The 23,509-nt window shown below is 65.7% G+C and carries 19 protein-coding genes; 7 read left to right on the top strand and 12 right to left on the bottom strand.

From position 1 onward, the window contains the following. Positions 1-103: 103 nt before the first annotated feature. The 9 genes from GUI70_RS03990 to GUI70_RS03950 all read right to left on the bottom strand — a co-directional run bounded on the left by GUI70_RS03990 (position 104) and on the right by GUI70_RS03950 (position 10,050). Positions 104-1,186: an aminopeptidase gene (locus GUI70_RS03990; protein WP_161881011.1), complete on the bottom strand. Its 1,083-nt coding sequence runs from the start codon at positions 1,184-1,186 to the stop codon at positions 104-106. Continuing rightward, the gene (locus tag GUI70_RS03985) at positions 1,183-1,971 is read right to left on the bottom strand and encodes an SDR family oxidoreductase (protein ID WP_161881010.1); all 789 of its coding nucleotides are present in this window, start codon (positions 1,969-1,971) and stop codon (positions 1,183-1,185) included. The genes GUI70_RS03990 and GUI70_RS03985 overlap by 4 nt, the downstream gene beginning before the upstream one ends. 117 nt (positions 1,972-2,088) lie before the next feature. Further along, complete coding sequence (locus GUI70_RS03980; protein WP_161881009.1) at positions 2,089-2,781, bottom strand: RraA family protein; 693 nt, start codon at positions 2,779-2,781, stop codon at positions 2,089-2,091. Beyond that, positions 2,778-4,394, bottom strand: coding sequence for a DUF885 family protein (locus tag GUI70_RS03975; RefSeq protein ID WP_237724683.1), 1,617 nt, complete (start codon positions 4,392-4,394; stop codon positions 2,778-2,780). Before GUI70_RS03975 ends, GUI70_RS03980 begins: the two co-directional genes overlap by 4 nt. Then, positions 4,391-5,515 (bottom strand): Gfo/Idh/MocA family protein, encoded by a 1,125-nt coding sequence (locus tag GUI70_RS03970; protein WP_161881007.1) that lies wholly within the window; start codon positions 5,513-5,515, stop codon positions 4,391-4,393. Before GUI70_RS03970 ends, GUI70_RS03975 begins: the two co-directional genes overlap by 4 nt. Next, positions 5,512-6,591: a ketopantoate reductase family protein gene (locus tag GUI70_RS03965; protein ID WP_161881006.1), complete on the bottom strand. Its 1,080-nt coding sequence runs from the start codon at positions 6,589-6,591 to the stop codon at positions 5,512-5,514. The genes GUI70_RS03970 and GUI70_RS03965 overlap by 4 nt, the downstream gene beginning before the upstream one ends. Positions 6,592-6,614: 23 nt before the next feature. Further along, complete coding sequence (gene opp4C, locus GUI70_RS03960) at positions 6,615-7,502, bottom strand: oligopeptide ABC transporter permease (RefSeq protein WP_161881005.1); 888 nt, start codon at positions 7,500-7,502, stop codon at positions 6,615-6,617. Further along, complete coding sequence (locus GUI70_RS03955; protein ID WP_161881004.1) at positions 7,495-8,448, bottom strand: ABC transporter permease; 954 nt, start codon at positions 8,446-8,448, stop codon at positions 7,495-7,497. Before GUI70_RS03955 ends, opp4C begins: the two co-directional genes overlap by 8 nt. Positions 8,449-8,514: 66 nt before the next feature. Beyond that, positions 8,515-10,050 carry a peptide ABC transporter substrate-binding protein gene (locus GUI70_RS03950; RefSeq protein WP_161881003.1) on the bottom strand — a complete coding sequence of 512 codons (1,536 nt, stop codon included), beginning with the start codon at positions 10,048-10,050 and terminating at the stop codon, positions 8,515-8,517. Positions 10,051-10,336: 286 nt separating this feature from the next. On the opposite strand from GUI70_RS03950, the gene GUI70_RS03945 reads away from it, so the two are divergent. From GUI70_RS03945 to GUI70_RS03920, 6 genes are all read left to right on the top strand, one after another. Beyond that, entirely contained in the window at positions 10,337-11,533 is a 1,197-nt protein-coding gene (locus GUI70_RS03945; RefSeq protein ID WP_161881002.1) for a hypothetical protein, read from the top strand. Between the two features lie 69 nt (positions 11,534-11,602). Further along, positions 11,603-12,391, top strand: coding sequence for an IclR family transcriptional regulator (locus GUI70_RS03940; RefSeq protein WP_161881001.1), 789 nt, complete (start codon positions 11,603-11,605; stop codon positions 12,389-12,391). A gap of 43 nt (positions 12,392-12,434) precedes the next feature. Then, entirely contained in the window at positions 12,435-13,685 is a 1,251-nt protein-coding gene (locus tag GUI70_RS03935) for a M24 family metallopeptidase (protein WP_161881000.1), read from the top strand. A gap of 72 nt (positions 13,686-13,757) precedes the next feature. After that, positions 13,758-15,818 (top strand): DUF3160 domain-containing protein, encoded by a 2,061-nt coding sequence (locus tag GUI70_RS03930; protein ID WP_161880999.1) that lies wholly within the window; start codon positions 13,758-13,760, stop codon positions 15,816-15,818. A gap of 2 nt (positions 15,819-15,820) precedes the next feature. Then, on the top strand, positions 15,821-16,684 hold the full coding sequence (locus tag GUI70_RS03925) for a CapA family protein (protein ID WP_161880998.1): 864 nt from the start codon (positions 15,821-15,823) through the stop codon (positions 16,682-16,684). A gap of 11 nt (positions 16,685-16,695) precedes the next feature. Further along, entirely contained in the window at positions 16,696-17,295 is a 600-nt protein-coding gene (locus GUI70_RS03920; protein WP_202630390.1) for a hypothetical protein, read from the top strand. Positions 17,296-17,376: 81 nt separating this feature from the next. Here GUI70_RS03920 and GUI70_RS03915 read toward each other — a convergent pair whose 3' ends face one another. From GUI70_RS03915 to GUI70_RS03905, 3 genes are read right to left on the bottom strand one after another with little or no spacing between them, the layout of a single operon-like run. Then, positions 17,377-19,134: an NAD-dependent malic enzyme gene (locus GUI70_RS03915; protein WP_161880997.1), complete on the bottom strand. Its 1,758-nt coding sequence runs from the start codon at positions 19,132-19,134 to the stop codon at positions 17,377-17,379. Positions 19,135-19,171: 37 nt separating this feature from the next. Continuing rightward, a complete protein-coding gene (gene allE / locus GUI70_RS03910; RefSeq protein WP_161880996.1) occupies positions 19,172-19,945 on the bottom strand; it encodes a (S)-ureidoglycine aminohydrolase in 774 nt (257 codons plus the stop codon). 59 nt (positions 19,946-20,004) lie between these two features. Beyond that, positions 20,005-21,300, bottom strand: coding sequence for an allantoate amidohydrolase (locus GUI70_RS03905; RefSeq protein ID WP_161880995.1), 1,296 nt, complete (start codon positions 21,298-21,300; stop codon positions 20,005-20,007). Between the two features lie 340 nt (positions 21,301-21,640). Between GUI70_RS03905 and gcl the strand changes: the two genes are divergently transcribed. Next, complete coding sequence (gene gcl / locus GUI70_RS03900; RefSeq protein WP_161880994.1) at positions 21,641-23,419, top strand: glyoxylate carboligase; 1,779 nt, start codon at positions 21,641-21,643, stop codon at positions 23,417-23,419. Positions 23,420-23,509: the final 90 nt, after the last annotated feature.

Here is a 23,509-nt window from a genome sequence, read left to right as displayed (position 1 = left end):
AAATGCCGCGCTGCCTGAGACGCAGCGCGGCTGATCGGTTGTCATTCAGAAAAAGAGGGGGGAATCCGTATCGGAACGCAGCGCACACCTCGGCAATCCGGCGTTAGACGAAGCGCCCGGTATCCTGAAAGACCTCGCCGTCGAGCAGAATCTGGCCGCCCTGACGCAGGTCCTTGATCAGGTCCCAGTGCAGCGCCGAGACGTTGGTGCCGCCAGTCTCCGGGTAACTGTTGCCCAGCGCCAGATGCACCGTGCCGCCGATTTTCTCGTCGAAGAGGATGTTCTGGCTGGGAATCTGGATTCCGGCGTTGCTGCCGATGCCGAGTTCGCCGAGCCACTTCGCGCCGCCGTCGGTTTCCAGCGCGGCCAGCACGACGTCCTCGCCCTCATCGGCGCGGGCGTCCACGACCTGGCCGTCCTTGAACGTCAGGCGCACGTTGCGCACGGCGGCCCCACCATACAAACTCGGCAGATCGAACAGAATCTGGCCGTTGGCGCTGGTCTCGATGGGGCCGGTGAACACCTCGCCCGAGGGCATATTGCGCTTGCCGTCGCTGTTGACCCAGCCGCGCCCCTGAATGCTGAGGGTCAGGTCGGTTTCGTCGCCGACGATCCGCACTTCACTGGCCCGCGAGAGCTTCTCGATCAGGTGCGCCTGCAATTCACGGATCTCGCCCCACTTCGCCACCGGATCGGGGGTATCGAGGAACATGGCACTGGACACGAACGCCTCGTAGTCGGCGAGGCTCATCCTGGCAGCCTCGGCACCGTAGGCGGTGGGATACAGACTCAGGTTCCATCTCCGCTGGGCACGAGCGCGGGCCACCGGATTCAGCGCCTTGCGGTGCCGGGCCACCCGCTGCGCGTCCAGGCCCTCTCCAGGCGCGGAGGGCGTCAGGAGGCGGATGGAGGCGTCGATGCTCTCCACTTCAGAGAGCAGCAGCGCCTCGGTGGTGTCGAGCAGTGCATCGGGCGCGAGGCGGTAGAAATCGTCGAGCTGGGTCGGGTACTCCAGCCGGATCAGGGGCGTCGCGCCGCGCTGGAGCAGCAACTTGTGGAGTTCTTCCACCAGCGGTAAGGCCAGCGTGGTCGTTTGGACCAGCACCCGCTCGCCGGGCTGGGCGGCGATGCAGTAATCGACGAGGAGGCGGGCATGCGCCTGCGGATCATAGGTTGTGTCACTCATAAGCTGGTCATGGCTCCCCCGTCGACGAGCAGCACGCTGCCGTTGACGTACTCGGCGGCAGGCGAGCACAAAAATGCCGCCACCCGCCCGAATTCTTCCGGCTGCCCCAGGCGCTTCATCGGAATCTGTGCCTCCGACGCGGCGCGAATCTCGGCCCGGCTCTTGCCCTGCTTGGCGGCCATCGCGTCGTCGAGCTGGTTGATTCGCCCAGTTTCGATGCGGCCCGGAGCCAGCCCATTGACCTGAATGTTGTCGTCGGCCAGTTCCAGCGAGAGGCTCTTGCACAGCCCCTGTACGGCGGGCCGGAAAGTGTTCGATAAGGTCAGGTTGTCGATCGGCTTCTTGACGCTGCTGCTCAGAATGGTCAAGATGCGCCCGCCACCCGCCGCCTGCATGAGGGGACGCGCCAGCCGCACGCTGCGCACCACACTCATCAGGGTGAGTTGAAAGCCGGTGACCCACTGCGCCTCGCTGAGCGCCGAGAAGTTGCCTGCGGGCGGCCCGCCAGCGTTGCAGACCAGAATGTCGAGCTTTCCGAGCGCCTCGCTGACTTCACCGAACAGCCGGGTCAGATCGGCCTCGCTGGCGACATCGGCGGCGAAGGCCAGCACTTCGTGGCCGCTCGCCGCCTGGATTTTTTTGGCGGCGTCCTGAGCACGCTCCAAGTCGCGTGAGCAGATTGCCACCCGCGCCCCTTCTGCCGAGAGCGCCGACGCCGTCGCGTAACCGAGGCCCGCACTGGCGGCGGTCACGAGCGCTGTCTTTCCTTTGAGTTGTAAATCCATGTGATCTCCGGTATTGGGGCATGAGGTGGGAAGAGAATGGTGCTCTCCGGTGGTGGGCGTTTCAGTTTAAGGCCGGGGCCAGATTGCTCCCGCCCGTCCCTTCAGCTGATCAATGCTTCAAACGTGCCCGTACTTTTCCAGCACCTCGGGCAGGCTCATGCCCTTGCCGAGGTCCTCGCGGATGGAGACTTCCTTCCGGGTCAGGGCCTCGGCCCGGTCGAGCACCGTTTCGGCCAGCTCCTGCGGCACCATGATCACGCCGTCCACGTCGGCCAGGATGAAGTCACCGGGCCGCACCATGACCCGCTCAGCAGTGGCTCCGGGCAGGTAGACCGGCACCTGCCAGGCGTTGACCTGCCAGCGCCCGATGGACTGCACCGGCGAGCGGTACTGGGTAAACACCGGGAAATTCATCTTGGCGATCCATTCGATGTCGCGGATACCCCCGTCGATGAGCGACCCGACGCAGCCCCGGTGCTGCATCCCCAGCGCGATCAGCTCACCGAAAAAGCAGACACCCGACGCCCCACCGCCGCTCCAGACGCTGATTTCGCCGTCTTTCAGGCCCGCCACCGCCTTCATCTTCTCGGGGTCTCCGGTGCCGGGGTAGGGCGTCATCTGCCCGCGCACAGTGTAGGCCCAGCCCGCCAGCTTGTTCTGCGACTCCTTGATCGGCCAGAAGCTGCTGGCCAGGCCGTAATCCGGGTGGCCGAGTTCGTCCAGCACGTCGGCCACGTTGGCAGTATCGACCTTGAGGTAGCGTTCGCGCAGTTCGGCTCTTTTCTCTTGAGTGAGGGGTTGCTGGGTCATGCGGCTCCTATAGCCTTGAGGCGGCGCAGCTCCTGAGCGATCAGGGTGATGGGGGCGCAGCCGTACGAGAGAAGTTGATCGTGAAATTCTTGCGGCGCGAGGCCAAGCTCGGCGCGCAACTCCTTGATGACCTGGGTGCCCAGCCAGTACATCAGCCGGGTGGCCGGGTAAATGCTGTTGCGGGTCGTTTCGGCCCAGACGCGGCCCGGCGCGAAACCCACCTCGTCCCGGTAAAAGGCCCGCATCTGCTCCAGGGTCCACTGCCCAGTGTGCAGGCGGATGTCGGCCAGGCAGCAGGCGGCGTTGCGGAACTCGAACTGCTTGAGCAGCAATTCTTCCTGGGGTGTGTAAAAACCGGGCGTTTCCAGCAGCAGGTCTTCGGCGTAGCAGGCCCAGCCTTCCACCAGCGTGCCCGCACTCAGAAAGGCGATGCCGCTGGCGCAGTCGGTGCCGCCGAGTTGGGCGAGCCTCGACGCTGCTCGCCGCGCCCGCGCGTTCTGGGTGTGGTGGCCGATGCTGCCGTGGTGAACAGCGTGAACGGCCTTGATGAACGGAATGTTCTGGCCGCGCAGGTAGGCCGCCGTGTCCGCACCGGGCGGAAAAATCCAGTAGCGGCTGCCGTCTCCGGGATGCTCGGCGGGCGGCGAGCGGTAGAACAGGAAATACAGCGCTCCCGCCGCTTCCCAGGCCCATTCCGGCAAAAACTCGTAGGACAGGCCGTACTCGCGGGCGGGCGTGACCAGCCCTTCGGCGGCAGCCAGGGCGCGGGCGTTCCAGTCCTGATAAGTGCGTTGCACGTCGGCCAGCGCGGGGTGCTGCTGCTCCAGATCGGTGAGCTGCTGTTGCCAGCTTTTCGCCGGGTCAAGCTGGCGGGCCATCTTTGCGAGTTCCGCACCCAGCGTCTCGAACGCCGCCTGCGCCCGTCCCTCTGCTTCTGCCGCCGAGAACGGTAGGGCGTGGGCCTCGCGCATCAGAAATTCCAGGTGGTCGCGCCCGCAGGCCGGGTCGGCGTCACCCGCCTTCAGGGCTGCGGCAAAGGCCTGCACGGCGGCGGCAGCGTGGGCGGCGGGGGCTTGCCACTCGGCCTGATAGTCAGGGTGTTTGGACAAACCGCGCAGGAGTAAGGCTTCCAGCGCCTCCGCCTCTTTCTGGGCACGCCCCACCCAGTCGGCGGGGAGGTTGAGTGCTTCCAGCGTTTTCAGTCCTGTCGCCAGAAATTCGGGAATGGCCTTCAGCCGAGCCGCAACAGTGTCCGTATTCGTCGGGCGTTCGTTCGGCAACAGCAGACTGATGATCCCGAAGGCCGCCTCGCCCGTGTAGAAGGCCGGGTTGTGCTGACGGGGCCGCTGCTGCGCTTCCCGCAGCGTGACACGCAATTGAGCGCGCAGCAGCCACAAGTCCAGCCGCTCACCTGCCGTGTCCGGTTCCTGTTTGGAGCCCTCCACTTCCTGCAAAAGCGCTTCCAGTTCAGTTTTTTCCTGCTCCAGCGCCGCCGCACCCACCGGGGGCAAGCCATCGCTGTAGCCCGGCAGGCCCATGAACGAGGCGTCCACCGGGCGAAACCGGGCGTGCAGGGCGAGGTAGCGCTCCACCCACCCGTCCGTCTGGCTCACTGCGCCGTGACCTTCGGCAAGTCCACCCAGCGCCGCTCGCGGAACGACTGCACGATGGCGTTGACCGTTTCCTGGCTCTTGGCTCCGTCGTAGAAGGTGCATTCGCCGGGCAGGTCATCCAGAATCTCGTCCACCCAGAAGCGGATCAGATTGCGGTAGTACAGCTCCGGCCAGGGCGTGTGCAGGGTGGTGCCGGGCGGATAGGCCGTGTCGGGCAGGTCAATCTCGCGGAATTCCACCGCGTCGGGCGTGGCGAAGTGGAGCGTCTCGGCAATCCCGTTTTCCTCCACCAGCCGGGCCACCGCCGCACCCTTGCTGCCGTAGATCCGCAGCTCCACACCGGGATAGTTGCCCACCGCGATATACGAGGTCTGAAGCATCCCCTGCGCTCCGCTGGCGAACTCAGCCAGGGCCACCGCGCCGTCCTCGACTGGAATGCGCTGCATGCCCTCGTAGCCGCGCACAATGCGTTCCGGCACGTAGTTGTGCAGGCTGCCGATCACACTCTTGTACTCGCCCGCGCACCAGCGCACCAGATCGAGCAGGTGCGAGCCGTAGCCCACGATGGACGAGGGAATCAGCTGCGACCAGTCGGCGTCCTGAGACACCTGACGCAGCGGATAGGTCGGATCCAGAAACTGCGAGTTCTGCTCCAAGCCGTGAACGTGGAAGATCTCGCCCAGCGTGCCGTCGTCCACCCAGGTCTTGATCTGGCGGATCGCGGGCGAGTAACGGAAGGTAAAACCCAGCTTGGTGCGCACACCCTTTTCCTGAGCGAGCGCGGCGGCGGCGAAGGCGTCCTTGGCGTCGTGCGCCAGCGGCTTCTCGGAAATGACGTGCTTGCCAGCAACGATGGCCGCCAGACTCAGCGGCAGGTGGGTGTCGGTGGGCGTGCAGACATCCACCATCTGCACCTCGGGGTCGTTGATGAGTTCCTGGGCGTCGGTGTAGATCTTGCGGATGCCAAACAGCTCGGCCATGGCCTGCGCCCGTTCCGGCACGGTGTCGCAGATCGCCACCAAATCAGCGCGGTCATACGCCGCGTACCCCGGCAGGTGGGCTTTCTCGGCCCAGGCATGCGCCCCGATGACGCCGACCCCCAATCGTTTCTGGCCGCTCATGGCAGCGCCTTGCCGATGGAGGCGACATACGCTTCCAGCTCGTCGTAATTTTCAAATCCGAGGGGCCGCTGGCCGCCCTCAATCTCGTAGATCATCTCGCAGAGCTTGGCGTTCAGGCGGGAATCGGCCCCGACCCTGGCGGCGTAGTCCACCAGTTTGCCGTTGCTGGAGCGCACCTCGGAGGGCCGGTTGCGGTACACGATGTCCCACCAGATGCCGCTGCCCTTCTTCTTGAACTGGTGGGCGTCGGGCTTCTGGTCCTTCTTGAGCAGCCAGACCGCATGGTTGATGTTGTCGATCAGCTTCTGGGTCTCGGCGGGCGTCTGCGGTTTGTAGTTGGCCGGGTCGAAGAAATCAAACGCTTCCACCGTGATGCCGTTGGCCTCGGCGATTTCCAGTGCCTCGCGCACCACCGCGCCCGCGATTCTGGCGTAGCGCTCCACGCCCAGCGTTTCACGGATCGGCGCGTTGACCAGGGCACTGAACACCACTTGGGCGCTGTAGACCTCCTTGGCCCAGATCTGGCCCCAGATGTTGTCGCTGAGCTGCACCTCGGTCAGCGCCGAGAGCATCTTCGCCAATTCCTGAAGGCGCGGGGTGCGCTCGCCGGTCATCTCGCCGAGTTGAATGGCTCCCTCGTGGACAAACTCCAGGTAACCGGGATCGACCAGCGCCCCACCGTAGTTGGGAATCGAGCCGATGACCCGCTCCAGGCCGCCCAGCCCCGCCTCGGTCAGCTTGGCGGCGATGTCGTGCTCGTTGAAGCCGTTCTGGTACGACACCACGAAGGTATCGGGGCCGAACAGCGGCAGCACGCTTTCCAGCGCTTCCAGGGTGTGCTGGCTCTTGGTGGCGATCAGCACCGCTTCCAGCGGGCCGGTGAGTTCACTCGGATGAAGGGCCTTGACGTCGAAGTGCAAATCACCGCGCACGCCGTCCACCGTGATGCCGTTCTTCTTGATGGCGTCGATGTGCTCGGCCCAGCGGTCGACCAGCGTCACGTCGTAACCGGCTTTTGACATATAGGCCCCGGCGAGGCCGCCGATGGCTCCCGCGCCCAGAATGGTGATCTTCATCTTGTCTCCTTAAGCGTGAATGTTCAGTTGCGTGGATCGAACGCGTCTCTCAGGCCGTCGCCCAGAAAATTGACCGACAGCACCGTGAGCAGGATCATCAGTCCTGGAAAGAGGGCCAGCCACGGCGCGGCCGTCAACCACTGGCTGGCGTAGTTGAGCAGATTGCCCCAGGTCGGCGTCGGCGGCTGCACGCCGAGGCCCAGAAACGACAGGGCACTCTCCAGCATGATCGCGCCGCCCACCGACAGGGTGGTGGAGACGATGATCGGGCCGATGGCGTTCGGCAGAATGTGGCGAAACATCACCCGGTTGTCGCGGCCGCCCAGGGCACGCGACGCTTCCACGAACTCGCGCTCGCGCAGGGTCAGGAACTGGCCGCGCACCAGCCGGGCCGTGCCCATCCAGCTCAACCCGCCGATGATGCAGATGAGGAGCGTCACGCTGGGCCGCAGAATGCCCGAGAGCAAAATGATCAGCGGCAGCAGCGGAATGCACAGCACCACGTCGGTCAGGCGCATCAGGGTGGTGTCGATCCAGCCCCGGTAGTAGCCCGACAGTGCCCCGATCAGGGTGCCGAGACTGGTGGCGAGCAGGGCACTGAACAGCCCCACCATCAGGGAAATCCGCGCGCCGTACAAGACCCGCGTAAAAGCGTCGCGGCCCAGTTGGTCGGTGCCCATCCAGTGGGCGGCACTCGGCGGCTGCGGCTGTCCAATGATGCTCAGGTCCTGGCCGTCGAAGGTGTAGGGCGTCAGCAGTGGAGCAAAGAGCGCCAGCAACGCCAGCAGCGTCAGCATGATCAGCCCGGTGACGGCCAGCTTGTGCTTCAAAAAACGCCGGATCAGGGTGGGCCAGAAGCCCTCGCGCCGCGCCCGGCGGCCCGCACTCAGGGTGGGCAGGGTATCAGTCATAGCGAATCCTGGGGTCGATGAGGCTGTAGGCCAGGTCGGCCAGCAGGTTGCTGAGAATCAGCGCGAATGAGCCGACCATGAGTAAGGCCATCAGCACCGGATAGTCGCGCCCGTTCATCGAGTCGATAAACAGCCGCCCCACCCCCGGCCAGGCGAAGATCGTTTCGGTAATGACCGCGCCGGAGATGATCGAGGCGAAATCGAGCGCCACCACCGTGACTACCGGAATCAAGGCGTTGCGAAAGGCGTGGGCGTAGGTGACCCGGCGGTTGGAGACGCCCTTGGCGCGTGCCGTGCGCACGTAGTCCTGGTTCAGGACCTCCACCATGCTGGCCCGCATGTACCGGCTCCAGCCCGCCACCGAGGCGAACGCCAGGATAAAGGTGGGCAGCAGCATGTGGCGCAGCACGTCCAGAAAAGAGCCGTCTCCGATGGTCTGCATCCCGGCCGAGGGCAGCACCCGCCACTGCACCGAGAAGAGCAGTTGCAGCATCAGGGCCAGCCAGAAGACCGGGGTGCTGATGCCCAGAAACGACAGCAGCGTGATGAGGTAATCCACCCCCGAGTACCGCCGGGTGGCGCTGAGAACGCCCAGCGGAACAGCGATGATCAGGGCCAGCACGAAGGCGCTGCCGCCCAGCATCAGGGTGGCCGGCAGGCGCGCGAGCACTTCTTCGACCACCGGTTGCGCAGTGCGGATGGAAAATCCCCACTCGCCCTGGACAAAGGCCCCGACCCATTTGACGTACTGCACCGGAATCGGCTGATCCAGCCCGAAGGCGCGTTTCATCTGCTCCAGGGCTTCCTGCGTCACCGAAGGATTGTCGGCATACACGTCCAGCGGGCCACCCGGCGCGAGGTGCAGCACGCCGAAGAGAATCAACGACACGCCCAGCAGCAGTGGCAGCATCCCTAGCAGGCGCTTAAATACGTACGTCAAACTCATGGCATTCTCCCGGCGCAATAAGAAGGCCCCGGTACCCTGTGTCAGCGGCAGTCGGGGCCGGTAGACTCACTTCTTCAAGTACCAGCCGCTGGTGTTGACGAAATTGGTCATGTTGGTGGGGTTGGACACGAAGCCGCCGAGCTTATCCGTGACCACGATGATCGACGGGTTGGTGGCGACGGGAATGCTGGGCAGGTCCTGCATCAGCAGCGTCTGGAAGTCGCGCAGGGCCTTGGTTCTCACCGTGGGGTCGAGCGTGCTGTCGGCCGTGGCGAGCAGCGCGTCGATTTTGGGATTGCTGTAGCCCTGGCCGTTGTTGGGGCCTTTGCTCCCGAAGAAGACACTGTAGGAGGGGTCAGCCGAGGTGATCCAGCCGCTGTAGAACAGATCGTAGCCGCCCTTGTAGCGCGCGTCGCGGAAAGCCACGCCGGACTTGTTGTCGGGCTTGAGTTCGACCCCCAGCGCCTTCATCTGGGCGATGATGACCTGTTCGGCGTCCTCGTCAGTGGAGCGCCCCGCCTGCACCATGATGTTGTAACTCATGCGCACGCCGTCCTTGACCCGGATGCCGTCCGCGCCGGGCTTGTAGCCGGCGGCGTCGAGCAGTTGCTTGGCCTTGGCGAGGTCGTAGGGGTACTTCGGCACGTTCTTGTTGCTGTACGAGAAGACCGGCACGACCACTGTGTTGATCGGCACCGGGTAACCGCCCAGTGCCTTGGAGACGGTGGACTTGTCCAGGGCGTAGGCAAAGGCCTTGCGCACATTGACGTCACGGAAGGCCGCCGGGCCTTTGAGGTTGAAGTCGAGGTGTTGCCAGGACAGCACCGGATTCTTGACGATGCTCAGGCCGGACTGGCTGGCGAGTTGCGGCACCTGCGAATACGGCACGCTGGTGGCCATCTGAATCTCGCCGGACTTGAGCTGCGTCACCAGGGTGTTGCTGTCAGGAATGATCTTGAAGATCATCTTGTCGAGGTACGGCAGCTGCACGCCGGCCTTGTCCTTGCGCCAGTAGTACGGGTTGCGCTCCAGCACCACGTACTGTCCCTTGACGTACTGCGTGACCTTGAAGGGACCGGTGCCCAGCGGCATCTGGTTGTAGTTGTCGGTGTTGAGGTCTTTGCCTTCCAGGGTGTGCTTGGGCAGAATGCCGAAGGTAAACAGCGTGCTGGCAAAGTCGGGAGCCACCCGTTTGTAATTGACCACCACAGTCAGCGGATTGGGCGTGTCGATCGAGGCGATGTCCTCGGTGCCGTCTTTGGACTCGGCGATGAATTTGGGGTCTTTGACCGCGTCCCAGGTGAACTTCACGTCAGCCGAGGTAAACGGCTGGCCATCCGACCACTTGACGTTCGGGCGCAGCTTGTAGGTGATGACCATGCTCTTGTTGTCGGCGGCCACCTTGATGCCGCCGTTCTTGATGGTCGGCACGGTGGTCGCCAGCACCGGCACGTACTTGGCCTTCTCGTTGGGCGCGAGCAGTCCCTCGGCCACGGTGGCCTGCACATCGCCCAGGTAGCCGGTGGAGTAAACGTTGAGGGTGTCGATGTCGTAACTCAGCCCCACCGTCAGGGTGCCGCCCCGCTGCTGGGCCAGACTCATTCCACCCAGTAGAATGAAAGTGGCGAACGCCAAGCGGGCGCTTTTCTGTCTGACGGAATACCCGAACTGCTTCTGATTACCCATCGTCCTACCTCCGTTGCTGAGAGAGAAGTGCGGCCAGAACGCTCAAAAAACCGTATATTGGGGAAAGGTTTAGAGAGCAGTTTAGGCAGACTGCTTGAGAAAGTCAAGATAGCCACAGTCGTTTTCTTCCACCCTGCGGAACCGCCTCTTGACTTGAAGTTCCATTTGGCGGAATGATGAGGTCCATTCCAGGAGGAACAACATGCAGAACCAGGACAGGACTGTTGATGATGCGTTGCTCGGCCAGCGGCTTACCGCCCTCACCATTGGTATGGACCATCTCGAGCGGCGACTCTCGCGCGGGCACGGCGTTCTCGACAGCGAAGGGCTGGTACCAATCTACCTGGGCAACGATCTGGTGCCGCCGCTGGCCCTGAACGACTGGGACGCTGTTCAGACCGAGTTGGGGCAGTTGGAGGAACTGCTCAGGCCCTATCCGCAGGGCATGCGCCGCACCTTCCTGACCGACATGCTGCGCTCCCTCAAGACGGCGGCCCGGCTGTTCGAGGGCGAGGTGCTGAGTTTCCGCGAGAAGCTCGAAGGGCTGGTCGGCGTGCCCGCCGCTCCGATCTCGGACGAGGAACTCAGCGCCATGCACGGCCAGCTCGAGGCCCTGCTGGGACAAGCGGGCATCCAGCACGGTCCCCTCGCCGAGCGGATTCACCGCTGGGAAGCCGAGCGCACCCTCGACTCGGCGCAACTCGAACCCGTCTTCAAGGAACTCATGGCCGAGGCCCAGCGCCGCACCGACGCCCGCATTTACCCGACGGGCGACTACACCATGCAGCTCAATGCCCTGCGGGACGTGCCCTACACTGCCCGCTGCAATTTCAACCTGGGCCAGATGGACCTCAATGTCGATCTGAGCTTTACCCGCTCGGCCCTCAAGCATCTGGTGTGCCACGAGGTATTTCCCGGCCACTCCACCCAGCTGCTGTACACCCGTGACAAGGCGCAGAGCGGCGAGAGCACCATGGACGTGCTGCTGTGCACGGCCAACGCCGTCACCGGCTGCGTGCAGGAAGGCATCGGCGATCAGGGCGTGGAACTGATTGACTGGCTGGATGACGAGAACGACGCCATTCACCAGCAGCTGCGCCGGATTCGCAGCGCCAGCGCGACCAGCGCCGCGTGGTATCAGATGGGCGAGGGCTGGGACGAGGGGCGGATCACGGATTTTCTGGAACGCATGTCATTCGGCCAGAAACCCTGGATCGAGGGCCGCATCCGCTTCGCCAGCTATCCGTTCCGGGGACCGTTTATCGCCTCGTACTGGTTCGGTAACGAGGCGGTACGTGAGGTGCGCGAGCACGTCAGCGAAGCCGATTGGCCCGCCTTCATCGAAACGCTCTACGGCCAGATGCAGTCACCCCGCAGCCTGAAGATGTTCGGCGCGTAAGCTTTCCAGACCATGCCTCGAATCCAACACGAGTCTTCTCTGCGCGCGGGCTGTTGTGAGTGAGCCTTCATGAGCGAGAATGTCCAGAGCGTCGAGCGTGCCCTCGACATCGTCAACACCATCGTGGCGGCCAATAAATCCCTGAGCATCGCTGAGCTGTCGCAGGCCATGAACCTCGCGCCCAGCACCATCCACCGCATTCTTCAGACCCTGACAGTCAAGAACTACGTGTTTCAGGACCCGCAGACCAAGCGCTACGACATCGGCCCCGAGATTGTGGACATCAGCAGTGCGCTGCACCTGCGCTACGACCTGGTGCGGCGGGTGCGGCCCTACCTGCAAGAGCTCGTCGAGCTGACCGGCGAAACCGCCCACATCGCTCAGCTCTACGGCACCAGCGCCATGTACCTCAGCCAGGTCGAGCCGTTCAGTATGGTCAGGATGTTCACCACCCCCGGTAGCATCGCGCCGCTGCACTGCTCAGATGTGGGCAAGGTCTTTCTGGCTGACCTGCCGCCCGCCCGCCTCGACGAGATCATCCGCAAGTCGGGGCTGCCGGCCCGCACGCCGCACACGATTACCGACGAGGACGCGCTGCTGATGGAACTGCGCCGCGTCAGAGAACAGGGGTACGCGCTCGACGATGAGGAGCGCGAGGTGGGCGTGCGCTGCTTGTCGGCAGGCGTCTTCAACGGCGCGGGCAAGGTCATCGCCGCCATCGGGGTGGCCGGGCCGACCAGCCGCCTGAGCCGCGTGCGAGTGCCGGAAGTCAGCCAGGCCGTCATGGGGATGGCTTCGAGATGCGCCAACGAACTCATTCGTCAGCCGATGAGTGCCGAGCCGATCGGCAGCGACTGAGTTTCCCCCTCCCCTCGGCTTCCCATCTGAAGGAGTGAGCATCATGCCCGATTCAGCGCCACCGCCAGCCTTCTCTGGGGCCCTCTCCAGACTCGAAATCAGCGCCGACGAGTACCGACTGCGCCGCGAAAAGCTCTGCGCGCTGCTGCAAGCGCGCGGGCTGGACGCCATGTGCGTGTTCGGGCCGACGCGGGTCGCGTACCTTTCCGGCTTCTTCTTCTCCCCCACCGAGCGGCCCATCGCCCTGGTGCTGACGGCGGACGGCACCCTGGCCGCCCTGCTGCCGCAGCTCGAACTCAGTCATTTTGAACAGCAGGGACCGCCGCTCGACGACTCGGCCAGCTATCCCGAGTACCCCGGCGGCGGCTCCGGAAAGCACCCCCTGACGTTTCTGCGCGAACTGCTGGGACGGCTGGGCGTGCTGGGCAAGCCGCTGGCCGCTGATCTGGAGGGCTACGGGCACCACTGGGGCTACCGGGGACCGAACCTGAGCGCGGTGCTGGGGCAGCCGGTCACGGCAGATGTGGCCCTGGTCGACGACCTGCGGATGATCAAGAGCGGGGCCGAGATCGCCCTGATGACCGAGGCTTGCCGCTGGGGCGATTATGCCCACCGACTGATGCAGCAGCAGATTCAGGTGGGGGCTGAGGAGCTGCTGGTGTCGCACACCGCCAGCTTGCAGGCCACCCGCGAGATGCTCTCCGAGCTGGGCGGGCGCTACGTGCCCAAGTCGCGCGAGGGCCTCCCGGCCAACGCCATGTTCATTCGCGGCAGCAACACCGCCCACCCGCACGGCCTGCACGAAGCGGGCGCGGTGGCGGCGGGCGACGTGCTGGTGACTGGCGCTTACGGCGTGGTGGGCGGCTACGAATCCGAGCTGGAGCGCACCATGATCGTCGGTGAGCCGGGGCCGGAATTTGTCAAGTATTTTGAGGCGATGCTCGCGGCCCAGCAACGCGGTTTCGACGCCCTCAGACCGGGCCGCACCTGTGCCGAGGTCGAGACTGACGTGCGGCGCTTCATTCGTAACGAGCTGGGCATGGACCATCTGGTGCGCCATCACACCGGGCACGCTTTCGGAATGGAAGGCCACGAGCACCCGTTTCTGGACCTGGACGACCACACCGTCATCGAGCCCGGCATGGTGTTTTCAGTGGAGCCGGGCCTCTACGTGCCTCAGTTCGCCGGATTTCGCCACTCGGATACGCTGGTGGTCACGTCCAGCGGCAACGAGCGCCTGAGCCTCTACCCGCGTGAGCTGGAAGCGCTGGTGGTGGCCGGGGCGCCGGGCTGACCCACCCGGCGGCCCGGTTCGCCGCGCCGACTTCGCTGCGCCCCCAGCCTTCGAACTGCCTATACTTGAACGATGGTGAGATTCCTGAAGGCCGCTGCGATTCCGCTCATGCTGCTGACCGGCCTTCCAGTTCAGGCTGCCAGCTACAGGCTGCCGTTCAGCCTTAAGGGCGTCAGCAACCGGGCGCTACTGGGCGGCGACAAGGACCAGGGCCTGCCGGGGCTGAGCGCGGCCCAGCGAACGGCCCTCACGCGCCAGGGCTTTGTCATCTCGCCCGCCGACCAGCAGCAGTGGCGGCAGTTTCACCAGCTCTACGAGGCCACCCGCTACGCCGAGCAGCCCGTCTTCGTGACCACCGACTCGGCGCTGCACATCTACCATCTGGTGTTCGACAAGCTGCTGCGCGATCTGGAGCGCGAGAGCCTGGCCCCCAGCCTGAGAGCGATGCTGGCCCGGCTGGTTCCGCAAGCGCAGGCGCAGGCCCAGGCCCTCTCGGGCACGCCGCTGGCTGCCAACTCGCTTCAGGCACTGGCGTATCTGGCGGTGGCCCAGCGACTGATCGACCCGGCAGCCCAGCCGCCCGCCGCCGTGCGCGGCATGGTCACGGCGCAACTCAAGCAGATCGCGGCGCATCAGGGTGTCGGTCCCTCACCCATCTTCACCGCGCCGGATTTCACCGAGGATTACTCACAGTACGTGCCCAGGGGCCACTACACCCGCAGCGCCGCGCTGAGGCAGTACTTCCAGGCGATGACTTGGCTGGGGCGCATCAACCTGCGGGTCGCAGACGCCAGCGAAACCCGCACCGCCGCGCTGCTGACCCGGCTGCTGGGCCAGGACGCCGCCGCCAGCAAGCTCTGGAACCGGATTTATCAGCCGACCACCTTGCTGATCGGCGCGAGCGACGACCTGAACTTTACCCAGTACGCCGCCGTGATCAAGCAGACTCTAGGGCCGGATATCCGCGGCTTATCGGACCCGGCCCGGCTCGCAGCGCTTCAGACGGCGCTGGCGCAGTTGCCTGCGCCGCGTGTCAACAGCGTGTTTGTGGTGGCCCGGCCCGGCGAGGGCGCGGCGGTGCGCCAGCGCGAGACGCTGGGCTGGCGCTTGATGGGTCAGCGCTTCACCCTCGACGGCGCGGCCCTGCAGCAGCTCGTCTACCGCGAGGTCGGGGACATAGACAGCCCCAGAACGCTGCCGCGCGGCCTGGACCTGATGGCCGCCCTCGGCAGCGCGGCGGCCCGCAACGAGTTGCAGCGGGCAGGGGACTTCAAGTTCAGGAACTTCGGCACACAGCTCGGCAAGGTGACGCAGCAGTTCTCAGCACTGACGCCCGCCGACTGGAACGCCAACCTCTACAGCGGTTGGGTGTATACCCTGGCAGCGCTGGCCAAGCCCGAAGCGCGCGATGGGCGCTTTCCGGCCTTCATGCGCACACCCGCCTGGAGCCGCAAGGAACTGCTCACCGCGCTGGGATCGTGGACCGAACTGCGCCACGACACGCTGCTCTATGCCAAGCAGGTCATGGCCGAGATGGGCGGCGGCGAGGAACCGGAGCACCCGCGCGGCTACGTCGAGCCGAATCTGGCACTCTGGGCACGCCTGCTCAAGCTCGAACAGCAGACCAGAGCGGTGCTCAAGGCCCAGGGCGTGTTGTCGGAGCGCACCGCCAGCAACCTGGCCAGCCTGGACAGCACCCTCACCTTCCTCCAGTCGGTCAGTCAGCGCCAGCTTTCCGGCGGCAAGATCAGCCGTGACGACTACGACCGGATTCACTTCTACGGCGGCTGGCTCGAAGAACTCACCACCGCCAGCACCGATCCGGAGGGCGGCGAGGACAGCGGCACCCCGCAGTTCAGCGAAACGCCCTTCGCCGGGGTGGTCGCCGATATCGCCACCGATGCGGGCGGCGGCCAAGTGCTCGAAGAAGCCACCGGCACGGTTCAGGAACTCTACGCGCTGGTGCCGGATGGCCGGGGCGGCACCCAGATCGCGCGCGGCGGCGTGTATTCACAGTACGAATTTACCGTGCCGCTGGCCCAGCGGCTGACTGACGAGGCGTGGCGGGCCCGCCTGAAAGCGGGCCAGCGGCCCACCAACCACCCCTGGCTCAGCGGCGTGGTGGTGCGCTAGCGGTGCGCGGGCGGCAGCTTTCCCGGCTGATCCTGTGTGCCGGGCTGGCCGCCGCAACCGGCCCGGCGGCACCCGTCCGCCCGACCGCCCCGACGCTGGCGCTGGCGGGCGATATCAGCCTGGCCAGGACTGTTCGGCCCGGCGATCCCCTGCGCGCCGTCGCGGCAGCGCTGCGGGCCGAGGCCAGCTACGCCAATCTGGAATCGCCGCTCACGACGGCCCCGGCCCAGACCAGGGGGTTTGATCTGCGGGCCAGTCCGGCGCGGGTGGGCAGCCTGCGCACCCTGACCCAGCTGGGCACCGAGAACAACCACGCCCTCGACGGGGGTACGACCGGGCAGCGGCAAAGTCGCCAGATGCTGCGGCGACACCACCTGCTGCCCGTCACCCGCACGCCGCAGTTCAGCCGGGTCGCGGGTCGCCAGGTCGCCTGGCTGGCTTTTTTTGACGACGGCCTGACCCCGCCGCCCCTGGTGGCCCTGCGCCGGGCGGCGACCCAGGCCCGCTACGTGGTGGTCGGCGTTCACTGGGGCGGCGAGTATGGGCCGATCACCGAGCGCCAGCGCCGACTGGCCCGGCAACTGGCCGGGGCCGGAGCCACACTGGTGATCGGGAGCGGCCCGCACGTTCTGCAAGGCCACGAACTGCTGGGCCGCACGCTGATTCTCTACAGCCTGGGCAACCTGCTGCTCGACCAGCCGTTTCCGAGCGCCCGCATCGGGGCGGTGGTGCGCCTGCGGCTCGACCATCTGCACGCCGCCTGCGCGGTGCCCACCCGCTACCGGGCCGGGCAGACCGAGCTGGCCCACGGTGAGGAAGCGGAGGTTGCTCTGGCGCGGCTGGACTTGCCCCGGTGCGCTTTGTGAGGTGGTGGAACATGAGCGGGGCCGGTCTGCTGGCCCTGGGCCTACTCTCAAGCTTGCTGCCCGCCCTGGCCGGGGGCGGCGCGGCGTCCTGGCAGGCGGTCAACAGCCGGGGCCAGCTCACGCCCGCCGGGCAGGTGCGGCTGAACCGGCCCTGCCCAGCGCTGCGACTGCCACCCAAGTGGCGCGTGCTGGACGCCACATACGCCGACGTGACCGGCGACGGACAGCCCGACTGCGTGCTGGCGGTGTGGCGACCCTGGAAAGACTGGCCCACCCGGCGCTGGCTCACGCTGCCATCGCCTGTACTCGGCAACCACGACGCGGCAGGTCTGAGCGCCCAGATCGCCGTGCTGACGCCGCTCGGCGGTGGGCGCTACCGGGAACGCTGGGTCGGCAGTCCCCTCTACCAGCCGGTCATGGCCCTGAGCGCGCTGCCGGATGGCCGCCTGGCCACGCTGGAAACAACCTACCCGCGCGGCCCTGGAGCACTCAGCCGGAACCTGAGTCTGTGGCGATGGACCGGCTTCGGGCTGCGCTTGGAGCAACGCTGGCCGCTCCAAGCACGGCAACTGGCCACCGAGGAGGCGACCGGCCGGGTCGCTGCACGATAAAGCGCCCCACCAGCCTTGATTCGCTGGTGGGGCCACTGAAAAAGTACAGGAGGTCTGCCCTCCGTGATCAATCCTGCGCGCTCAGTTTTGTTCGGGAAGGCGGAACGGCAGGTACTCGGGCCGCCAGAACTTGTCGCGCACCAGCTTGGTCAGGGCCACCCGGTCCAGCCCGGCCAGGTCCGCTTCCTGGGCCACGCCTTCACGGAGCGCCTGCTCAATGACCCGCACCGCCACCTGAATGCTGGCGGTGGGCAGCTCACTCACCGGCGGATACAACCGATCTGGGTACGCGGCGGCGCTGTAGTCGGTCAGGGCGTAGGCCGCTTCCAGTACCATCTCGTCAGTGATCTCGCGCGCGCCCGACAGCACCGCGCCGAAGCCCAGGCCGGGGAAGATGAAGGCGTTGTTGCCCTGGCCGATGGCGTAGGTCTGCTCGCCAAGCCTGACCGGGTCAAAGGGGCTGCCGGTGGCGACCAGTGCCTGGCCGGCCGTCCACTTCAGCACGTCCGAGGGCAGCGCCTCGCAGTTGGCGGTGGGATTGGACAGCGGGAACACGATGGGCCGAGGTGCGTTGGCCTGCACCGCCCGCACCACGGCCTCGCTGAAGATACCGCCCTGGCCGCTGAGACCCAGCAGCACGGTGGCCCCGGCCTCCTTCACCACGCTGAGCAGGTCGGTGCCGGTCCAGCCCTCGGTGACCGCTTTCGGCGTGGCCAGCGGGCGCTTGTAGTCTTCGAGCTGGCGATCATCGGTCAACAAGCCGCGCGAATCGAGCACCAGCACGCGCCGGATCACCTCGTCCGGCGTCAGGCCCTCACGCCGCATGCCCTCGCGGATGGCGGTGGCCACGCCCGCGCCGCCTGCGCCCGCGCCGTGAATCACGACCACCTGATCGCGCAGCCGCTCGCCCTTGACGGCGCAGGCGCGCAGGACGCCCGCCAGCGTGACCGCTCCGGTGCCCTGAATGTCGTCGTTGAAGCTCGGCACCGCTTTGCGGTAGCGCTCCAGCACCCGGAAGGCAGTGTCCTTGGAGAAATCCTCCCACTGGATGATGGCCTTGGGGTAGCGGGCCTTGACGCCCTCCACGAAAGCGTCGAGAAAAGCGTCGTACTCACCGCCGGTCAGACGCGGGTGGCGCACGCCCAGGTAATCCGGGTCGTCAATCAGGTCCTGGCGGCCCGTACCCACGCCCAGCTCGACGGGCAAGGTCTTGTCGGGGCCGACGCCGCCTGCGACCACGTAGAGACTGAGCTTACCGATGGAAATGCCCATGCCGCCGAAGCCCTGGTCGCCGATGCCCAGGATGGCGCTCGAATCGGTGGCGACGATGATCCGCACGTCGTTGAGCGGCACGTTGGCGAGCGCCTGATTCACGCGGGCGATGGTGCGCGTCGAGAGCATCAGGCCGCGCGGCACCCGGTAGATGCGGCTGAATTCCTGCACCGCCAAGCCGACTGTGGGGGTGTAGACGATGGGCAGCATCTCCTCGACATGGCTGCTCAGCAGCGAGTAAAACAGCACCTCATTGCGGTCTTGCAGGTTGCGCAGGAACACGTGCTTGTCGAGCGGCTCCATCACCTTGAGGTAATCGCGGTAAACCCGCTTGGTCAGGGTGTCGAGGGTATCCACCTGCGGCGGAATCAACCCGTCGAGACCCAGCACCTCGCGCTCGGCCTCGGTGAAGGCCGTGCCCTTGTTGAGCAGCGGAATGCGGGTAAGGTCGAAGCCGTGAACAAAAGGAGCCAGGTAACGGTGTCCGGCAGCGTCGCGGCGCACATCGTAGTGGGTGCTGAGTGGCTGGGTTGCGGAAGGTTGGGACTCAGTGGGCTGGGTAGTCATGTCTTCTCCTGTTCGGCGCGGGTGAGCTCAAGGCCCGTTATTTGAGATCCAGCACCTGACGGTTCATGTCCTTGTAGAGCAGGTACTTGCTCCAGGTCTTGCCCAGCGCGCCGTACCACTGCGGGCAGTGCGCGCCCATCCAGATCACGTCGCCGGTCGTCACCGGCAGGTAGCGCTCGCCCAGGCGGTAGAGGCCCTCACCTTCCAGCATCAGCAGCCCGTGTTCCATGTAGTGAACCTCCACGTAGGGCAGCGTCGCGCCGGGCGCGTAGCTCATGGTGGTCACGATGAAGTCGAACTGCGCCTCGTCGGGCAGTAACTTGCGGGCAATCAAACCGGGGTCGCCCTCGAACTCGAACCCGGCCACCTGACGCTCGTTACCAAACACCACCTGGGGACTGGGGAGGCCCCGAGCGTGCGCTGCGAAGCGCTTCTCGAACACGCTGACGCGGGCAGTTCCGGCCGCGTGCAGGGTGTTCTCGGTATCGGCAGGCAGGTATACGTAGTCGTATTCGCCCAATCGCCGCGTCTCACCGCCGACGCTGACTTCCAGTTCACCCTCCAGCACAAAGACGAAGCGCTGAATTCCGCTGGGCGGGGCGACGGCCTTGGCCCCCGGCTGCATCTCAGCGGTGTACTGCGAGAAGCGCGCGCCCAGGCCCATCACCGGGGCGATGTGAACCACACAGGTGGTGTTGGTCCACCCGGCCACCTGCGTCCGGATGAAGGTTTCGGGGGTGATCAGCGCGAAATTCGGGTCCACGACACTGCGGGTCTGGCCGAGTTGCTGCAAGTTGGGGCGGTTGGTCATGGCGTGTGTCTCCTGGGTGGGGGTGCTGGGGAGGCTCGAGGGCCGGGGCGGGGTGCGGGTCAGCGGCCTTGATCGGCCAGCAGGCGCAGGAAGCGGGTGCCCACCTTGAGGGCCACTTCCACGTCGCCCGGCAGCACCGTCTCGTCGGGGTGGTGGCTCAACCCGCCGGGACTGCGCACGAACAGCATCACGGCGGGCCAGAATTGCCCCACCAGCATGGCGTCATGTCCAGCCCCACTTACCAACGGCGCAGCGGGGCGGCCCTCGGCTTCCAGCGCGGCCGCCAGCAGTGCGCCGAGGCCAGGGTCCATCGGGGTGGCCCGCTCCTCCATACGCAGTTCGCTGGCGAAGGTCAAGCTGCGCTCAGTGGCGATCTGTTCGGCCCGCTTCAGCAGCTTGCTGAGGGCCTCCATACGCACTGCGTCCTCAGCGTGGCGAACGTCGAGCGTGAACTGCACCTCGCCGGGAATGACGTTGCTCGCGCCGGGCAGCACGTGCATAGACCCAATGGTGGCGACCAGGCCGGGGGTCTGGCGGGCCAGTTCTTCGGCGGCCAGCACCAGCTCGCTCGCGCCGGTGAGGGCATCACGGCGCAGGCCCATCGGGGTGGTTCCGGCGTGGTTGGCCTTGCCAGTCAGGCTGAGATTGAGCCGCGCCTGCCCGGCGATGGCGCTGACCGGCGCGGCAGCGCGGCCCTCGGCCTCCAGCACCGGCCCCTGCTCGATGTGAATCTCGAAGTAGCCCAGTACCTCACCCACGAAACGGGCCGCGTCCAGCTCGGCAGGGTCGAGGCCGTAGGCGGTGATGGCCTGCGCCACTGTCTGCCCCTGGGTGTCGGCAAGGTCGAGCAGCACGTCAGCCGTGCCGATCAAAGCGCGGCTGCCAATAAATGGCACGCTGAAGCGCACGCCCTCTTCCTCGGAAAAGCCCACCAGTTCGACGTGGTAGGGCAGTGGGACCGCACCCTGCGCTTCGAGCAGGGCCAGTCCCAGCACCACGCCCAGCACGCCGTCGTAAGCCCCGGCGTTGGGCACGCTGTCAAGGTGCGAGGCGATGATGAGGGTGGGGGCCGCCGCATCGGCGCTGCGGCGCACGGCCCGCCAGTTGCCGCCCGCGTCTACCTGGGTTTCCAGGTTCAGTTCGGCGGCCCAGCTCCCCAGTCGGGCATGCACGTCCCGCATCGGCGCGCACAGAAAGGTGCGGGTGATTTGGCCAGGCACCTCGGTGCAGGCGGCGATGTCGGCGCAGCAGGCCAGAACGCGGTCGGTCAGGGCGGCCCAGTCGATCTGGCCAGTTTTGATTTGTACAGTGGCGATCCGGGCGGTGGAGGTCCGCTCGCGTTCGGCAGGAGTCATACGGCGCGGTCCCCGGCAGGTAGCGCTCGGGGCGTCGGCAGGTGGGCACGGGATCGGGTCACAAGGAGTCTCCTGCAAGAAGGTAGGGCGAATACCAGGGTACGGCAGCGGTAAGCATGATTTAACATATTCGGCCCTCATTTGTCAAAGAACGGATTTAATTTTTGATGTGTGGAAATAGCCCCCTACAACGTCCGCCAATCCAGGCTCATCCTTCGTCGCCCCTCATGGCTGTGACCAACTGTCTCAATCACTTCTGATTTCTATTCTGTAAAAATTACTTCTACGGATTGACAAATAGCGATCGGGCGCTTAGGCTCCTTTCAAGGAGGAAATGGAGATGCCCAAAATGACTGCTGCGGAAGCGGCTGTGCACGTGCTGCGTTTGGAAGGGGTGGACACTGCGTTCGGGGTGCCGGGAGCGGCCATCAACCCGCTCTACGCCGCACTGCGCAAGATCGGGGGGGTCAAGCACATCCTGGCGCGCCACGTCGAGGGGGCCTCACACATGGCCGACGGCTACACCCGGGCCGTGGCAGGCAACATCGGGGTGTGCATCGGCACCAGCGGCCCCGCCGGAACTGACATGATCACCGGGCTGTACGCCGCCATCGCCGACAGCATGCCGATTCTGTGCATCACCGGGCAGGCCCCGCGCGCCCGACTCTACAAAGAGGATTTCCAGGCCGTCGACATCGAGAGCATCGCCAAGCCGGTGACCAAGTGGGCCGTCACGGTGCGCGAACCGGCCCAGGTGCCGATGGTGTTCCAGCAGGCCTTCCATGTGATGCGCTCGGGCAGACCCGGCCCGGTGCATATCGATCTGCCGTTCGACGTGCAGATGGCCGAGATCGAGTTCGATCCTGAGACCTACGCACCGCTCTCCGTGTACAAGCCCGCTGCCACCCGCGCCCAGATCGAGAAGGCGCTGGGCATGCTCACAGCAGCCGAGCGGCCCCTGATCGTCTCGGGCGGCGGTGTCGTCAATGCGGACGCCTCGGCGCTGCTTCAGGAATTTGCTGAGGTAACGGGCGTGCCCGTGATTCCCACCTTGATGGGCTGGGGCACCATCCCTGACGACCACCCTCTGATGGCGGGCATGGTGGGCCTCCAGACCTCGCAGCGCTACGGCAACGCCACCCTGCTGGCCTCGGACTTTGTGCTGGGCATCGGCAACCGCTGGGCCAACCGCCACACCGGCGGGCTGGACGTCTACACCGAGGGGCGCAAGTTCGTCCACGTGGACATCGAACCCACCCAGATCGGGCGCGTCTTCGGGCCGGACTTCGGCATCGTCAGTGACGCCGGGGCCGCGCTGAAGCTGTTCGTGGAAGTCGCCAGGGAGTGGAAAGCCCAGGGCAAGCTGCCGGACCGCAGCGTCTGGGCCGGAGAATGCCGCGAGCGCAAGACCACTTTGCTGCGCAAGACCCACTACGACAACGTCCCGATCAAGCCGCAGCGCGTCTACGAGGAAATGAACCGCGCCTTCGGCAAGGACACCGTGTACGTGACGACCATCGGCCTCTCGCAGATCGCGGGCGGACAGTTTCTGCACGTGTACCAGCCGCGCCACTGGATCAACGCCGGGCAGGCCGGACCGCTGGGTTGGACGGTGCCCGCCGCGCTGGGCGTGGCCGCCGCCCGCCCCGAGGCCGAGGTGGTGGCACTCAGCGGCGACTACGACTTTCAGTTCATGATCGAGGAGCTGGCGGTGGGGGCGCAGTTCAATTTGCCCTACCTGCAGGTGCTGGTCAACAATTCCTACCTGGGCCTGATTCGCCAGTCGCAGCGCGGCTTCGAGATGGACTATCAGGTGCAGCTGGCCTTCGACAACATCAACTCGCCGGAGTTGCAGGGTTACGGCGTCGATCACCTTAAAGTGGTGGAGGGTCTCGGCTGCAAGGCGCTGCGCGTCACCCACCCCGACGAGATTCTGCCTGCCTTCGAGAAGGCCCGCGATTTGATGCACGAGCACCGCGTGCCGGTGGTGGTGGAAGTGATTCTGGAACGTGTGACCAACATCAGCATGGGCACCGAGATCAACAATGTCACCGAGTTCGAGGCGCTGGCCGAGAATGCCCACGAGGACGCTCCCACTGCTATCGGGTTGCTCGACTAAGTTTTCTGAGAAAATTATTTTCTAGGAAATAAGAAAAATAGATTTATTGGGGGCGCTACCATGATGCCCACCCCCACCCCATCCTTGGAG

The sequence above is a fragment of the Deinococcus alpinitundrae genome (assembly GCF_009982895.1).
GTDB classification, from domain to species: domain Bacteria; phylum Deinococcota; class Deinococci; order Deinococcales; family Deinococcaceae; genus Deinococcus; species Deinococcus alpinitundrae.
Note: the sequence above shows the minus strand (reverse complement) of the source record. Positions and strands in the feature narration are given on the sequence as shown.

Bases quoted from the DNA above. Each gene is read 5' to 3' on its own strand.
- GUI70_RS03990 (WP_161881011.1), bottom strand. From the start codon at position 1,186: ATGAGTGACACAACCTATGATCCGCAGGCGCATGCCCGCCTCCTCGTC.
- GUI70_RS03985 (WP_161881010.1), bottom strand. From the start codon at position 1,971: ATGGATTTACAACTCAAAGGAAAGACAGCGCTCGTGACCGCCGCCAGT.
- GUI70_RS03980 (WP_161881009.1), bottom strand. From the start codon at position 2,781: ATGACCCAGCAACCCCTCACTCAAGAGAAAAGAGCCGAACTGCGCGAA.
- GUI70_RS03970 (WP_161881007.1), bottom strand. From the start codon at position 5,515: ATGAGCGGCCAGAAACGATTGGGGGTCGGCGTCATCGGGGCGCATGCC.
- GUI70_RS03965 (WP_161881006.1), bottom strand. From the start codon at position 6,591: ATGAAGATCACCATTCTGGGCGCGGGAGCCATCGGCGGCCTCGCCGGG.
- opp4C (WP_161881005.1), bottom strand. From the start codon at position 7,502: ATGACTGATACCCTGCCCACCCTGAGTGCGGGCCGCCGGGCGCGGCGC.
- GUI70_RS03955 (WP_161881004.1), bottom strand. From the start codon at position 8,448: ATGAGTTTGACGTACGTATTTAAGCGCCTGCTAGGGATGCTGCCACTG.
- GUI70_RS03950 (WP_161881003.1), bottom strand. From the start codon at position 10,050: ATGAGTCTGGCCCAGCAGCGGGGCGGCACCCTGACGGTGGGGCTGAGT.
- GUI70_RS03945 (WP_161881002.1), top strand. From the start codon at position 10,337: ATGCAGAACCAGGACAGGACTGTTGATGATGCGTTGCTCGGCCAGCGG.
- GUI70_RS03940 (WP_161881001.1), top strand. From the start codon at position 11,603: ATGAGCGAGAATGTCCAGAGCGTCGAGCGTGCCCTCGACATCGTCAAC.
- GUI70_RS03935 (WP_161881000.1), top strand. From the start codon at position 12,435: ATGCCCGATTCAGCGCCACCGCCAGCCTTCTCTGGGGCCCTCTCCAGA.
- GUI70_RS03930 (WP_161880999.1), top strand. From the start codon at position 13,758: ATGGTGAGATTCCTGAAGGCCGCTGCGATTCCGCTCATGCTGCTGACC.
- GUI70_RS03920 (WP_202630390.1), top strand. From the start codon at position 16,696: ATGAGCGGGGCCGGTCTGCTGGCCCTGGGCCTACTCTCAAGCTTGCTG.
- GUI70_RS03915 (WP_161880997.1), bottom strand. From the start codon at position 19,134: ATGACTACCCAGCCCACTGAGTCCCAACCTTCCGCAACCCAGCCACTC.
- allE (WP_161880996.1), bottom strand. From the start codon at position 19,945: ATGACCAACCGCCCCAACTTGCAGCAACTCGGCCAGACCCGCAGTGTC.
- GUI70_RS03905 (WP_161880995.1), bottom strand. From the start codon at position 21,300: ATGACTCCTGCCGAACGCGAGCGGACCTCCACCGCCCGGATCGCCACT.
- gcl (WP_161880994.1), top strand. From the start codon at position 21,641: ATGCCCAAAATGACTGCTGCGGAAGCGGCTGTGCACGTGCTGCGTTTG.